The 12,817-nt window shown below is 71.6% G+C and carries 15 protein-coding genes and 1 pseudogene; 10 read left to right on the plus strand and 6 right to left on the minus strand.

Annotation, left to right across the window (positions count from 1 at the left end; genetic code table 11):
* Positions 1-3 precede the first annotated feature (3 nt).
* A complete protein-coding gene (locus ACIBQZ_RS26785; protein WP_396091540.1) occupies positions 4-1,593 on the plus strand; it encodes a methyl-accepting chemotaxis protein in 1,590 nt (529 codons plus the stop codon).
* Here ACIBQZ_RS26785 and ACIBQZ_RS26790 read toward each other — a convergent pair.
* Positions 1,587-1,949, minus strand: a complete 363-nt coding sequence (locus ACIBQZ_RS26790; RefSeq protein WP_396091541.1) for a VOC family protein — start codon at positions 1,947-1,949, stop codon at positions 1,587-1,589. The genes ACIBQZ_RS26785 and ACIBQZ_RS26790 overlap by 7 nt on opposite strands.
* Positions 1,950-2,109: 160 nt before the next feature.
* On the opposite strand from ACIBQZ_RS26790, the gene ACIBQZ_RS26795 reads away from it, so the two are divergent.
* The 6 genes and pseudogenes from ACIBQZ_RS26795 to ACIBQZ_RS26820 all read left to right on the plus strand — a co-directional run.
* Entirely contained in the window at positions 2,110-2,616 is a 507-nt protein-coding gene (locus ACIBQZ_RS26795; protein ID WP_396091542.1) for a DUF4388 domain-containing protein, read from the plus strand.
* 235 nt (positions 2,617-2,851) lie between these two features.
* Positions 2,852-3,199, plus strand: coding sequence for a hypothetical protein (locus ACIBQZ_RS26800; RefSeq protein WP_396091543.1), 348 nt, complete (start codon positions 2,852-2,854; stop codon positions 3,197-3,199).
* A gap of 33 nt (positions 3,200-3,232) precedes the next feature.
* On the plus strand, positions 3,233-4,255 hold the full coding sequence (locus tag ACIBQZ_RS26805; protein ID WP_396091544.1) for a DUF4388 domain-containing protein: 1,023 nt from the start codon (positions 3,233-3,235) through the stop codon (positions 4,253-4,255).
* A 48-nt stretch (positions 4,256-4,303) separates the two neighbouring features.
* Positions 4,304-4,789 carry a roadblock/LC7 domain-containing protein gene (locus tag ACIBQZ_RS26810; RefSeq protein ID WP_396091545.1) on the plus strand — a complete coding sequence of 162 codons (486 nt, stop codon included), beginning with the start codon at positions 4,304-4,306 and terminating at the stop codon, positions 4,787-4,789.
* 25 nt (positions 4,790-4,814) lie between these two features.
* Positions 4,815-5,186 carry a hypothetical protein gene (locus ACIBQZ_RS26815; protein ID WP_396091546.1) on the plus strand — a complete coding sequence of 124 codons (372 nt, stop codon included), beginning with the start codon at positions 4,815-4,817 and terminating at the stop codon, positions 5,184-5,186.
* A gap of 150 nt (positions 5,187-5,336) precedes the next feature.
* Positions 5,337-6,401 (plus strand): annotated as a pseudogene (locus ACIBQZ_RS26820) (ATP-binding protein); the annotation flags it as partial.
* A 202-nt stretch (positions 6,402-6,603) separates the two neighbouring features.
* Here ACIBQZ_RS26820 and ACIBQZ_RS26825 read toward each other — a convergent pair.
* The 5 genes from ACIBQZ_RS26825 to ACIBQZ_RS26845 form a co-directional block, all read right to left on the minus strand.
* A complete protein-coding gene (locus tag ACIBQZ_RS26825; RefSeq protein ID WP_396091547.1) occupies positions 6,604-7,215 on the minus strand; it encodes an NIPSNAP family protein in 612 nt (203 codons plus the stop codon).
* Complete coding sequence (dusB, locus tag ACIBQZ_RS26830; protein WP_396091548.1) at positions 7,212-8,354, minus strand: tRNA dihydrouridine synthase DusB; 1,143 nt, start codon at positions 8,352-8,354, stop codon at positions 7,212-7,214. Before dusB ends, ACIBQZ_RS26825 begins: the two co-directional genes overlap by 4 nt.
* Before the next feature lie 105 nt (positions 8,355-8,459).
* A complete protein-coding gene (locus ACIBQZ_RS26835) occupies positions 8,460-9,839 on the minus strand; it encodes a glycine--tRNA ligase (protein WP_396091549.1) in 1,380 nt (459 codons plus the stop codon).
* A 59-nt stretch (positions 9,840-9,898) separates the two neighbouring features.
* Positions 9,899-10,396: a hypothetical protein gene (locus ACIBQZ_RS26840; protein ID WP_396091550.1), complete on the minus strand. Its 498-nt coding sequence runs from the start codon at positions 10,394-10,396 to the stop codon at positions 9,899-9,901.
* A gap of 17 nt (positions 10,397-10,413) precedes the next feature.
* A complete protein-coding gene (locus ACIBQZ_RS26845; protein ID WP_396091551.1) occupies positions 10,414-10,755 on the minus strand; it encodes an antibiotic biosynthesis monooxygenase family protein in 342 nt (113 codons plus the stop codon).
* Between the two features lie 34 nt (positions 10,756-10,789).
* Here ACIBQZ_RS26845 and ACIBQZ_RS26850 point away from each other — a divergent pair, with 34 nt between their 5' ends.
* The 3 genes from ACIBQZ_RS26850 (at position 10,790) to ACIBQZ_RS26860 (ending at position 12,817) form a co-directional block, all read left to right on the plus strand.
* Positions 10,790-11,050 (plus strand): DUF6703 family protein, encoded by a 261-nt coding sequence (locus tag ACIBQZ_RS26850; protein WP_396091552.1) that lies wholly within the window; start codon positions 10,790-10,792, stop codon positions 11,048-11,050.
* A gap of 61 nt (positions 11,051-11,111) precedes the next feature.
* Positions 11,112-12,041: a metal ABC transporter substrate-binding protein gene (locus tag ACIBQZ_RS26855; protein ID WP_396091553.1), complete on the plus strand. Its 930-nt coding sequence runs from the start codon at positions 11,112-11,114 to the stop codon at positions 12,039-12,041.
* Positions 12,038-12,817 carry a metal ABC transporter ATP-binding protein gene (locus tag ACIBQZ_RS26860; protein WP_396091554.1) on the plus strand — a complete coding sequence of 260 codons (780 nt, stop codon included), beginning with the start codon at positions 12,038-12,040 and terminating at the stop codon, positions 12,815-12,817. Before ACIBQZ_RS26855 ends, ACIBQZ_RS26860 begins: the two co-directional genes overlap by 4 nt.

The following is a 12,817-nucleotide window of genomic DNA, read 5'->3' on the forward strand; positions in this document are numbered from 1 at the left end:
GGTGTGGAGTCCGATTCGCACACCCGTCCCCGGTTCACCATCGTCGCTCGCCTGGTCCTGATGGCGGTCATCGGCGTGGCCTCAGTGGCCCTGGTCGGCGCCGTCGCGGGGTGGGGGTCGGCGAACCAGGCCGAGGCCACCGACGACATCGCGGCGATCAGCGACGGCATGAGCAGCCAGTGGAACGCCGACATGATGCACGACGGCCTGCGCGCCGACGTGATGTCGGCGATGTACGCCACCACCCCGGCCCAGCGGGAGGCCTACGGCGTGGCCGAGGTGGCCGAGCACGCCACGACGCTGGTGACCAAGTACGACGTGGCGGCGACCACCGCGCCGCCCGCGCTCGCCGCCGAGTACGCCCGGGTCCGCCCGGCCGTGGTCGGCTACGGGGAGTCGGCAGAACGCCTGGTGGCGCTGGCCGCGACCGATCGCGAGGCGGCCGTCGCGGGGCTGCCGGAGTTCCTGGAGAGCTTCGGCACGCTGGAGGAGGAGCTCGGCGCCATCGATGACGCCATGCTCCAGGCAGTGCAGGATGCAGCAGAGATGGGTGACGACTCCGGCCGTACCAGTGGGTGGTTGATCCTCGCCGCCGGCCTGACCGGCGCCCTGCTCACGGCCGCGGCCGCGATCTTCACCGTCCGGGCGGTCCGCCGGCCGCTGCGGCAGATGGTCGCCGCGCTGCGCGCGGCCGCCGGCCGGGACCTGACCGTCGAGGTCGAGGTCGTCCGCGCCGACGAACTGGGCGAGATGGCGCAGGCCCTGAACGAGGCGATGGGCGCCATCCGGTCCACCGTGGCGGCCACCGCGACCAGCGTCGGCGCGCTCGGCTCGGCCAGCGGGGACCTGCGTGACCTGGCCGGTCAGCTGGACGCGTCGGCGGAGCAGACCTCGGGCCAGGCAAGGCACGCGGACAGCGCGGCGCAGCAGGTGTCGCACTCGGTCACCGACATGATGACCGCGACCGGCGAGCTCTCCGCCTCCATCCGGGAGATCGCCCAGCAGACCGCGGACGCCGCCACCACCACGGCCACGGCCACCGAGAACGCCGCCACCACGAGCGCCCTGGTCGGCACGCTCAGCGAGGCCAGCCGGGAGATCGGCGACATCGTCCGGCTGATCACCGCGATCGCCGAGCAGACCAACCTGCTGGCGCTGAACGCGACCATCGAGGCCGCCCGGGCCGGCGACATGGGCAAGGGCTTCGCCGTGGTCGCCTCCGAGGTCAAGGACCTGGCCCAGGAGACCGCGCAGGCGACCAGCGACATCACCGGCCGGATCGCCGCGATCCAGGACATGACCACGCGGACGGCCACGGCCATCGGCAGCATCACCGCCGTCATCGCCCGGATCGACGACGGCCAGCGGACCATCGCCGCGGCGGTCGAGGAGCAGTCGGCGACCACCGAGCTGATGGCCCGCAACGTCAGCGAGGTCTCCGCGGCGGCCACCGAGATCAGCGGCACGGTCACGAACATCACCGCCTCCACCGGGGCCACCGCCGACGGCGCCAACACGACCCGGCGCTCGGCCGAGCGGGTCAGCGCCGCGGCCGGCGAGATCCAGGGGCTGATCGGTCAGTTCACCTACTGACCCGGCGGCTTCCGCGAGGACAGCACGCAGAACTCGTTGCCCTCCGGGTCGGCCAGCACCACCCAGGTCACGTCGTGCTGACCGATGTCGACCGGGCGGGCGCCCATGTCCACCAGCCGCTCGACCTCGGCCTCCTGGTCGTCCGGGCGCAGGTCGATGTGCAGCCGGTTCTTCACCCGCTTCGGGTCCGGCACCGGGGTGAACAGCAGGCCGGGCAGGGTGTGCTGGTCGCGCCGGATCTCCACCTCGTCGGGCTCCTCGTGCACGATCCGGTAACCGAGGGCTTCCGCCCACCAGCGGGCCAGCCGTGCCGGATCCTCCGCATCGACAACGACCTGCTCCCACTGACTGGGCATCGGCACACCTCCACGTGACGCCATCGAAAGTGGCGATCATGTTACGCGCACTCGACGGCGGGACCACGACGGAAACAACGCACCGTGCGTGCGACCTCCCCCGGAACGGCGACCGACACTCCCCTGAAAGGCCGATGCCCGTTCCGCCGAGGAGTAGTCCGTGAACGCACTGCGCCGCCTGCTGACCAATCTCGCCGAGTCCGGGCGCACCGGTGCCCTGCACCTCGACGACGACCGCGCCGCCGGGGTGATCTATCTGGTCGCCGGGCGGATCACGCACGCCGAGTCGGCGGCGTGCCCGGGCATCGGCGAGCGGCTGGTCGCCTGCGGGCGGGTGTCCGCCGCGGCGTGGCAGTCGGCGTACGCGGCCGGGCGCGCCACCGGGACGGTCGGCCGGGCCCTGGTGCACGACGGCCACCTGGGTCACCACGAACTGGCCTGCCGGGTGGTCGCCGCGATCACCGCCGCCACCCACGCGCTGCTCCAGATGAGCGACGCCACGCCGATGCGCTTCGTGCCGGGCGAGCGGCACTGGTTCGGCACGGTCGCGCAGATCGAGCTCGGCGCGCTCGGCACCGAGACCGCCAAACGGCTCTTCTCCCGGCCGGCGCCGCACCGGCCCCGGGCCGCCCGGCGGGCCCGGTCCCGCACCTCCACACCGAGATGAGCATCGAAGGCGATGACGCACACCGGGTGCGACCGGAGATCGCAGCGTGGCCGCAGGATGGCCCATTGTGACGGCGCGTACGGCTGAATCCGGGCCCGCCGCGACCAGCACCACCCCGGCCGGCCGTGGCACCGATGCCCGGCAGTCCCGCCAGCGGCCGGGCACGGCGAACGGCGGGAACATCACTCGGCTGAGGAGAGATGTGCCCGGGGTTGAGAACTGTCTGCAGGAGGCCATGGCGATACCTGGCGCGATCGGCGCGAGCATCGTCGACTACACCACCGGCTTCCCGGTCGCGACGACCGGGGCCGCACCCAACGAGGACCACGACGCGGCGGCGGCGGGCACGGCGGACGTCGTGCAGGCCGCACAGAGCAGATCGCTGTTCGTCTCCGCGGTACCGCACGACCTGCTCGAGGACCTGATCATCACGACCGCGGGGGGCTACCACCTGCTCCGGCTGGTCCAGACCGATTTCGACAGCCGGCTGGTGCTCTACGTCTGGCTGGACCGCGTCCGCGGCAACCTCGCCGTGGCCCGGCGCCGCATGCAGACCCTGGCCGACGAGCTCGTGGCCTCCTGATGACCCGAACCGATCCGGCAGGAAGGAGTGGCGGTGAAACCCTCGAGGACCGCGGCACCCGGACGTCTGCTCACGCAGGCGGCGGGCGAGCGGCAGACCGGCGCGATGGTCGTCGGCGGCCAGCCCGGCGGCACGGTCTATCTCATCGAGGGACAGGTGTCCTACGCGGAGTCGGCGGCCGCGCCGGGCGTCGGCGAGCTGCTGACCGCCTCCGGCCGGCTGGCCGCCCGCACCTGGCAGGCCGCGCTGGACGCCGGCACCTCCCGCGCCCGGGTGGGCCAGATCCTGCTCGAGCAGGGGCACCTCACCCAGGGCGAGCTGGAGCTGTGCGTGCTGGGCGCGACCTACGACGCCGCCTACTTCGCCCTCTCCCCCGCCGCGGCGCCGGTCGACTTCCTGGACGGCGCCATCCACTGGCTGGGCCAGGTCGTGCGGGTGGACCCGGCGGCGGTCACCCGCGAGGCCCGCCGCCGCACCCGGCTGCTGGACGAGATCTACCCGCACCCGCAACTGGACACCGCGCCGGTCATCCCGGTGCCGCGCCCGCCGGTCGAACGGGTCACGCTCACCGCGGCGCAGTGGGAGCTGCTGGTGCACGCCGACGGCCAGCGGACCCCGGCGGACCTGGCCCAGCTGCTCGGCCGGGCCGGCTACGCGACGATCCAGGAGCTGCGCCGGCTGGCGGCGCTCGGCCTGATCGAGGCGCCCGAGCCGCGTGCGCGCGACAACGACAACCCCGATTTTGTCCGGCTGCCGCGCGCCAGGGGCACCGCGGTGGACGTGCACCGGCCGGTCCGGTCGCCCGGGGAGGGTCCGACCGTACCCATCCGCACCGGACCGCGACCGGCACCGACCTCGGGTGATCCGCCCGAGCCGGCCGGGGAGACCGACCCGGCCCTGGCTTCCGGCCCGGGTTACCGGCCACCACGGCTGGCCCGGCGCAAGCCGGGGGCGAAGCTCCCGAAGGAGATCGCCGCGGACACCGGTCACGTCCATCCCGGCACCGATGAGGTGCTGCTCAAACGGATCCGCACCGCGCTGCGGGCCCTGCGGTGACCCGCGCACCCCCGCTGGTGCGCCCCGATCAGGAAGGAGAGACCGAGGATGACGGTGGATCCGGCGGTACTGACGGAACTGGGCAACCTGCGCCACCGGGTGCCCGAACTCTCCGGCAGTGTTCTCGCCACCACCGACGGCATGGTGGTCGCGCACGACGCGCACGGCATCGAGCCGGACAGCCTGGCCGCCCTGGCCGCCGCCCACCTCGCGCTGGCCCGGCGCTTCGCGCACGCCGTCAACCACGGTGACCTGCGCGAGTCGGTGGTGGAGTGCGACGGCGGCTACATCACCTCGTACACGGCGGGCCCGAACGCCCTGCTGACCCTGGTCACCACCGGCGACGCCAATTTGGCCATGGTGCACCTCGAGGCGCGCCGGGCCGTCCGGCGGCTGGTGAAGATCCTCGTCCTCGAGGCGCCGGTGGCCCCCCGCCCGGAGATTCCGACCCAGGTGGGGCCGTCCATCCCGCTGGCCCGGCGCACGCCGATGGCCACCCTGCAGAGCACCTTCCGCGGCCGGCAAGCCGGCTGACCGATACTCACGAAAGTAGACACTCATGGCTGACATGGACACCGCCCTCAAAGAGATCATGGAAATCGACGGCGCCGTCGGCGTGGCGCTGGTCGACCACACCAGCGGCATGGCCCTCGGCACGGTCGGCGGCGGCAAGGAACTCGACCTGACGGTCGCGGCGGCCGGCAACACCGACGTGGTCCGCGCCAAGCTGCGGGCGATGGAGATGCTCAACATCACCGAGAAGATCGAGGACATCCTCATCACGCTGGACACCCAGTACCACCTGATCCGGCCGCTGACCAGCCGGTCGGGCAAGGGCCTGTTCCTGTACGTGGCGCTGCGCCGGGACCGGTCGAACCTGGCGATGGCCCGCCACCAGCTCAAGCGCATCGAGAACGACCTCGACGTCTGAGCGGATGCCGCCCGGGCGGGACGGGTGACCCTTCCCGCCCGGGGTAGCCGTCGAGACATCGGGACAGTGCTCGGCAGACGTAAAGTCCCATGCTCGGCAGATTTGAAGTGTGAACCTCGGCAGACGGAAAGCCCCGGCTAGAATACGACCGTGCGGAACGGTGACAAGTATTTCTCCCGTCACGTCGCTGAGTTGATCGACGAGGCGCTGACCGACACCCGTGTTGTCGTCGTCAACGGGCCCCGCCAAGCGGGCAAGAGCACCCTCGCGGAAGCGCGGCTGCGACGGCACGAGAACGGCATCGCCCGCTTTCTCGACAACCCTGGCACTCGCGCGGCGGCGCTCGCCGATCCGATCGGCTTCCTCGACCACGACGGTCTCATGCTCATCGACGAGGTCCAGCGGGTACCTGACCTCTGGCTGGCCATCAAGCACCTGGTCGATCGTGATCCCCGGCCCGGCCGCTTCCTGTTGACCGGGTCGGCTCGGCTCCTCGCGCTGAAGAGCCTTCCGGACGCCTTGCCCGGGAGATCGGAAACAGTCGAACTCTGGCCCCTGTCGCAGGGCGAGATCGACGGCTGCCCGGACGGATTCGTCGACGCGGCGTTTCTCCTGGGTGCTCAGTTGCGGGCGGCGCCCCTCGGCCTCAAACGCAAGGACTACCTGAGACGGGCGATGCGAGGCGGCTATCCCGAGGCCGTTCACCGGGAGTCCGAACGCCGCAGGGATCGCTTCTTCGGCGACTACGTGTCGGACCTGATCGTCCGTGACGTGCAACAGGTCGCGCAATTGAGCCGCACGAGCGACATGCGCACGTTGATCGCGCTGCTGGCCGATCAGGTCGGCGGCCTGTTGAACCTCACCCGGCTCGCGGGAGCGATCGGCGTCTCGGTGCCCACCATCCGCTCGTGGGTGAGCATCCTGGAGACCATATATCTGGTCCGGATCATTCCGGCCTGGTCGGCCAACGCCACCACCCGGGCGACCGCGACCCCCAAAGTCATTTTCGTGGACACGGGTCTCGCCGGCTTTCTCACCTCGGGCGCCGTCACCGACACGAGAGCCGGTGGCCTCATCGAGAATCTCGTCCTCGGCGAACTGGCCCGGCAGCTCACCTGGGCACGGTTCTCGGCGCGCCTCTTCCACTACCGGGACCGTGACCAGTACGAAGTCGACGCCGTGCTGGAGGACAACGCGGGTCAGATCGTCGGCATCGAGGTCAAGGCCGCCGAGACGGTCCGGACCGACGACTTCCGCGGCTTGCGGCTGCTGCAACGACGGCTGGGCGACCGATTCACGGCGGGCTACGTCCTCTATTGCGGCAACGAGTCGCTCAGCTTCGGAGACGGCATGGTCGCGCTTCCCCTGTCGGCGCTGTGGACCACCGAATCACCCCGATGACGCCGCGCGCTCACGCCTAGCGCAGCAGGGAACGGGCCGTCGGCGCCAGCTCCAGCAGCGTCGCCGCCGGGTCGGCGCCGGACACGTACGCGTCCAGGGCCGCCTGGTCGTCGAAGCGCGCGAACCACACGAACGCGTGCTCCCCCGCACGGATCGGCAGGGCGGGAAAGGTGTTCTCCTCGTACGCCGTGGTGAACGCCGCCAGCGGGGGCAGCGCCGGCTCCGGGAGCTTCTCGAACGGGGCGTCCGCGAAGTGCAGGCTCGCCAGGAAGCGGGATCGCGGCAGCTCCGAGCCGCGCGCCGGGGGCAGCGGGAAGCCGTCGCCCAGCGGCCGGAGCAGCAGCACGTCGTCGGAGTCGATCATCGTGGCGTTGGCCGCGTCGCGGTGGGCCGCCCAGACCGGGCCGCCGTAGAAGCGGGCCAGCGCCGCGGCCCGGCTCGGCATGTCGGTGAAGCCGCGCAGCCAGACGAACCGGTCGGGGTCACGCAGGTCGCGGAACTGGCCCAGGACCGCCATGCCGGCGTCCTGCTGGGTCTCCACGAACTCGCGGTCGAACAGCTCGATGAGCTCGTCCCGCCGCCCTGGCTGCAGGGTGTACTGCCGCAACTCCACGATCGGATACGTCATCCGCCGGAATTCTCCATCTCGGCTCCCTCGGGAACGGTGTCGTCGTCGCGGCTCTCCAGCCAGCCGTACGGCAGCGACACCTTGCCCGGTGCGTTGATCCGGCCGCGGGGCTGGCCCAGTGACTCCCGGGGGAACGGCTGGTCGTGTTCCAGCTGGGCCAGCAGGTCGTCCAGCTGGGCCAGGGTGGTCACCATCGCCAGCGAGCGGCGCAGGTCGCCGCCGACCGGGAAGCCCTTCAGGTACCAGGCGACGTGCTTGCGGAAATCCGCGCAGCCGTGCCTTTCGTTCTCCAGCGCCTCGACCAGCAGGTGCGCGTGCCGGGACATGATCGCCGCCACCTCGCCCAGCTTGGGCAGCTCCTGCGAGACCTCGCCGTTGAAGGCCGCCTGCAGGTCCTTGAACAGCCAGGGCCGGCCCAGGCAGCCGCGGCCGACGACCACGCCGTCGACGCCGGTGTGCTCGACCATGCGGAGCGCGTCCGAGGCCTCCCAGATGTCGCCGTTGCCCAGCACCGGCACGTCCAGCGCCTGCTTGAGGGTGGCGATCGCGTCCCAGTCGGCCGTGCCCGAGTAGCGCTGCTCCGCCGTACGGGCGTGCAGCGCGACCGCCGACACCCCGGCCTCCTGCGCGATCAGCCCGGCCTCGACGTAGGTCAGGTGGTCCTCGTCGATGCCCTTGCGCATCTTGATGGTCAGCGGGATGCCCGCCGGGGCCGCCGCCTCGACGGCCTGCCGGACGATGCGGCCGAAGAGCTTGCGGCGCCAGGGCAGCGCGCTGCCGCCGCCGCGGCGGGTGACCTTGGGCACCGGGCAGCCGAAGTTGAGGTCGATGTGGTCGGCCCAGCCCTCCTCGGCGACCATCCGCACGGCCTGAGCGGTCACGTCCGGGTCCACGCCGTAGAGCTGCAGGCTGCGGAACTCCTCGTCGGGCGCGAAGGTGATCATCTTGAGGGTCTTCGGGATCCGCTCGACCAGCGCGCGGGTGGTGATCATCTCGCAGACGTAGACGCCGCCGCCCTGCTCGCGGCAGAGCCGGCGGAACGCGACGTTGGTGATGCCGGCCATCGGGGCCAGCACCACGGGCGGCCACACCTGGTATTTGCCCAGGGTCAAGGGAGCGAGAGTCACGCCGTCGAGCATGACACAGCGGCATCCGGCGGAGTCAAAACGCGGATGTGGATCAGAGTCCGCGTGCACCGCCCGATCGGCCTGCACATCGGCCGACCGGGCGGTTTCGGCTTCTGCCTAGCAGCCGGGCAGCCGCTTGATCAGGTAGTCCTCGATCGCGTCGAGCGACACCCGCTCCTGCTTCATGGTGTCGCGGTCGCGGACCGTCACCGCGTCGTCAGTGAGGGTGTCGAAGTCGACCGTGACGCAGAACGGCGTGCCGATCTCGTCCTGGCGCCGGTAGCGGCGCCCGATCGCCTGCGAGTCGTCGAACTCCACCATCCAGCGCTTGCGCAGCAGGTCGGCCAGGCCGCGGGCCTTCGGCGACAGCTCCGGGTTGCGCGACAGCGGCAGCACGGCGACCTTGATCGGCGCGAGCCGCGGGTCGAAGCGCATGACCGTGCGCTTGTCGACGCCGCCCTTGGTGTTCGGCGCCTCGTCCTCGTCGTACGCCTCGAGCAGGAAGGCCAGCACCGCGCGGGTCAGCCCGGCCGCGGGCTCGATCACGTACGGCACCCAGCGCTCCTGCTTCTCCTGGTCGAAGAAGCTCAGGTCCACCCCGGAGTGCTTGGAGTGGGTGGTCAGGTCGAAGTCCGTCCGGTTGGCGATGCCCTCGAGCTCGGCGAAGTCGGTGCCGCCGAACTGGAAGCGGTACTCGATGTCGACGGTCCGCTTCGAGTAGTGCGAGAGCTTCTCCTTCGGGTGCTCGAAGAAGCGCAGGTTGCTCTCGGACAATCCAAGATCGCGGTACCAGTTCCAGCGCTGCTGCAGCCAGTACTCGTGCCATTGCTCGTCCGAGCCCGGCGGGACGAAGAACTCCATCTCCATCTGCTCGAACTCGCGGGTCCGGAAGATGAAGTTGCCCGGGGTGATCTCGTTGCGGAACGACTTGCCGACCTGCGCGATGCCGAACGGCGGCTTCTTACGGGCCGCGGTCGCCACGTTGTTGTAGTTGACGAAGATGCCCTGGGCGGTCTCGGGGCGCAGGTAGTGCAGCCCCTCGGCGCTCTCGGTCGGGCCCAGGTACGTCTTCATCAGGCCGTTGAACATCTTCGGCTCGGTGAAGGTGCCCTTGTTGCCGCAGTTGGGGCAGTTGAGCTCCTGCAGCGACCCGGGCGGCGTGCCGTGCTTGTGCTCCCACGCCTCTTCCAGGTGGTCGGCGCGGAACCGCTTGTGGCACGACTGGCACTCGGTCAGCGGGTCGACGAAGGCCTCCAGGTGACCGGAGGCGGCCCACACGTCACGGGCCAGGATGACCGCGGAGTCCAGGCCGACGATGTCGTCACGCTGCTGGACCATCGTCTTCCACCACTGCTGGCGGACGTTCTCCTTGAGCGCGACGCCGAGCGGACCGTAGTCCCACGCCGAGCGGGTGCCCCCGTAGATCTCGCTGGAGGGGAAGACGAATCCCCGGCGTTTGGCCAGGCTGACGACGGCGTCGATGCGTTCGGCGGGCATGTTCCTCCTACGCCGGCTGGTTGTCGGCGGGGACGTCGGGATCGGACAAAAGGAGGAGATTACTCCTCGATGCTGCACACCTCGAAGCCGCCCGTGTCCCGGCTCTGCCCGAGGAAGGCCCGCAGGTCGGCGGTGTCGCCGTCGGCGTAGGTGACCGCGACCGGCGCGGCCAGCTGGGTCAGGTCGACGTTGCCGACCTCCCAGCTGGTGATCAGCTCGGCGGTGGAGACCCGGCTGGTGAACTGCGCCTCGGTCTCCTTCTGCCGGGCCTCGTCGCAGAGCTGGTCGTAGGCCTGCGACCACTCGCGGTCGCGCAGTGCGTCCAGGTAGTCGCCGACGACCACCTCGGCCTGCTCGTTGAGCGCGCTGGTCATCACCCGGCCGAGCCCGACGGCCGCGGCGACCCCGCCGCCGCAGACCAGCACGAGCACGCCCGCGCCGACCCCGAGGCCGAGGCCGAGGCGACGGCCGCGGCCCTCGACGGGCGGGGCGGGGAAGGGCGGGTACACACCCGGGCCCTGCGGCGGCGGTGGCGGCTGCTGCCCGAGAAGGGTCATGGGAGCAAGCGTACGGCTCAGCGCCAGGGTTCCGCGGCCCGGTCGCTGGCCGCGACGACGACCTCGGCACCGGGCTCGGCGCTCGCCAGGGTCTCGAACGCGGACGGCTCGTCCACCGACTCCGACAGCAGCGGGGTCGCGTGCACCTTCACGTCGAAGCCGCCGAGGGCGCGCCGGTAGGCTCCGACGGACTCCCACTCGGTGACCAGGGTCCAGTAGGCGGGGTCGTCCAGCGCGCGGGTCAGCCGGCCGGAAAGATAGCCGGGCCGTTCGGCGAGGGCGGCCAGGGCGGCGTGCGCCCGTTCGGTGAACGAGGCCTGTGTGTCGGGCGGGACGACAAAGCGGTTGAGCACCAGCATGGGCTGAGCCTACGCACCGACCGGAGAGGCCGACGTGACCCCACCACCGCCCGACAACCTGCTGCGCCGGCTGGCGAGCGTCAACCCGACGACAGCCTTCCTGGTGGCGCTCGCGGTGCTGCTGGCCGGCCTGTTCCTGCCCGGCATCATCGGCGCCGCGCTGCTGTTCCTGCTGGTCGTGGCGCTGGTGGCGCTGACCTTCACGACCTGGCCGGTGCAGTCGCCGGGGGTCCGGGCGGTCCGCCTCACGATGCTGGCGCTGTTGTTCGCCGCCGCCCTGGCGAAGGCGCTCTGAGCACGCTCCGGGACACATGCGCTTTTGACAATCATTACCAATACGGCGCACAGTAGATGACATGATGCGCCGCCTGCTCGCCACCACCGCCGCCGCCCTGCTGACCGTGGCGAGCGCGGGCTGCGGCGCGAAGGCGAGCGGGTTCTCCTCGGACGGACGCCTCGACGTGGTGACCGCGTTCTATCCGCTGCAGTTCCTCAGCGAGCGGATCGGCGCGGAGGCGGTCACGGTCACCCAGCTGACCAAGCCGGGCGCCGAGCCGCACGACGTCGAGCTCAACCCCCGCCAGGTCGCCGACATCAGCGACGCCGGCCTGGTCGTCTACCTCAAGGGCTTCCAGCCGGCCGTCGACGAGGCGGTCGCCCAGGAGGCCACGGACCGGGCGCTGGACGTGGGCTCGGCGGTGCCGCTGCTGGCCGCGGCCGAGGAGGACGACGAGCACGTGCCGGGCGAGCCGGAGCACGCCGAGGGCGCGACCGACCCGCACGTCTGGCTGGACCCGGTGCGCTTCGCCACCATCGCGGACCGGCTCGCCGAGCGCCTGGCGCAGGCCGACCCGGCCCGCGCCGCGGGCTACACCGAGCGGGCGAAGACCCTGCACACCGAGCTGACCGCGCTCGACGCCGAATACTCCGCCGCGCTGCGCACCTGCGCGCGCCGCGAGCTGGTCACCAGCCACACCGCGTTCCGTTATCTCGCCGCGCGCTACGACCTCACCGAGGTCGGCATCACCGGCATCTCGCCGGAGTCCGAGCCCTCGCCGCAGCGGCTCGCCCAGGTGGCCGAGCAGGCCCGGGCCACCGGCACCACCACGATCTTCTTCGAGACGCTGGTCAGCCCCAAGGTCGCCGAGACCATCGCCCGCGAGGTCGGTGCGAAGACCGCCGTCCTCGATCCGCTCGAAGGGCTCAGCGAGCCGGGCACGGACTACTTCTCCGTCATGCGCAGCAACCTGACCGCCCTCACCACGGCCCTGGGATGTCCGTCATGAGCGTCATCACCGTCTCGCACGCCGCCGTCTCGTACGGCGGTCGCGCCGTGCTGCAGGACATCAACCTGGACGTGCAGCCCGGCCAGGTCGTCGCGATCCTGGGCGCCAACGGCTCCGGCAAGTCGACGCTGATCCGCACCGTGCTCGGCCTGGTGCCGATGGAGGCCGGCGAGATCACCCTCTTCGGCACCCCGCAGCGCCGGTTCCGGCAGTGGGCCCGGATCGGTTACGTCCCGCAGCGGATGGGCGCCGGCAGCGGCGTGCCCGCCACCGTCGGCGAGGTCGTGGCGTCGGGACGGCTGGCCCGCCGGGGCATCTTCCGCCCGTCCGGCGCGGCCGACCGGGAGGCCGTGCGCACCGCGCTGGCGGACGTCGGCCTGCTGGGCCGGATCGCCGACCCGGTCGCCACCCTCTCCGGCGGTCAGCAGCAGCGCACCCTGATCGCCCGGGCCCTGGCCGGCCGCCCGGACCTGCTGGTCCTGGACGAGCCCACGGCCGGCGTCGACGCGGCCAGCCAGGACGCGTTCGCCGCGGCGCTCGGCCGGTTCGCCGGGGCCGGCGGCACGATCGTGCTGGTGGCCCACGAGCTCGGCCCGATCGAGCCGCTGATCGACAAGGCCGTGGTGGTGCACCACGGCCGGATCGCGTACGAGGGTGCGGTGCCCGAGCCCGCCGGCCACCACGCCGAGCCCGGCCACGACCATGTCCACCCGCACGCCGAGGCCGAGCAGGCCACGATCTGCGTCGCCCCTACGGATCGGATGCCGGCCGGCTAG

Origin of the sequence: Actinoplanes sp. NPDC049599, assembly GCF_044465625.1 — a bacterium.
Lineage (GTDB): Bacteria > Actinomycetota > Actinomycetes > Mycobacteriales > Micromonosporaceae > Actinoplanes.

What these genes read in the sequence shown, in the direction of transcription:
- ACIBQZ_RS26790 (WP_396091541.1), bottom strand. Translation starts at nt 1,949, where the DNA reads ATGCCCAGTCAGTGGGAGCAGGTCGTTGTCGATGCGGAGGATCCGGCA.
- ACIBQZ_RS26800 (WP_396091543.1), top strand. Translation starts at nt 2,852, where the DNA reads ATGGCGATACCTGGCGCGATCGGCGCGAGCATCGTCGACTACACCACC.
- ACIBQZ_RS26810 (WP_396091545.1), top strand. Translation starts at nt 4,304, where the DNA reads ATGACGGTGGATCCGGCGGTACTGACGGAACTGGGCAACCTGCGCCAC.
- ACIBQZ_RS26815 (WP_396091546.1), top strand. Translation starts at nt 4,815, where the DNA reads ATGGCTGACATGGACACCGCCCTCAAAGAGATCATGGAAATCGACGGC.
- ACIBQZ_RS26825 (WP_396091547.1), bottom strand. Translation starts at nt 7,215, where the DNA reads ATGACGTATCCGATCGTGGAGTTGCGGCAGTACACCCTGCAGCCAGGG.
- dusB (WP_396091548.1), bottom strand. Translation starts at nt 8,354, where the DNA reads ATGCTCGACGGCGTGACTCTCGCTCCCTTGACCCTGGGCAAATACCAG.
- ACIBQZ_RS26835 (WP_396091549.1), bottom strand. Translation starts at nt 9,839, where the DNA reads ATGCCCGCCGAACGCATCGACGCCGTCGTCAGCCTGGCCAAACGCCGG.
- ACIBQZ_RS26840 (WP_396091550.1), bottom strand. Translation starts at nt 10,396, where the DNA reads ATGACCCTTCTCGGGCAGCAGCCGCCACCGCCGCCGCAGGGCCCGGGT.
- ACIBQZ_RS26845 (WP_396091551.1), bottom strand. Translation starts at nt 10,755, where the DNA reads ATGCTGGTGCTCAACCGCTTTGTCGTCCCGCCCGACACACAGGCCTCG.
- ACIBQZ_RS26855 (WP_396091553.1), top strand. Translation starts at nt 11,112, where the DNA reads ATGATGCGCCGCCTGCTCGCCACCACCGCCGCCGCCCTGCTGACCGTG.
- ACIBQZ_RS26860 (WP_396091554.1), top strand. Translation starts at nt 12,038, where the DNA reads ATGAGCGTCATCACCGTCTCGCACGCCGCCGTCTCGTACGGCGGTCGC.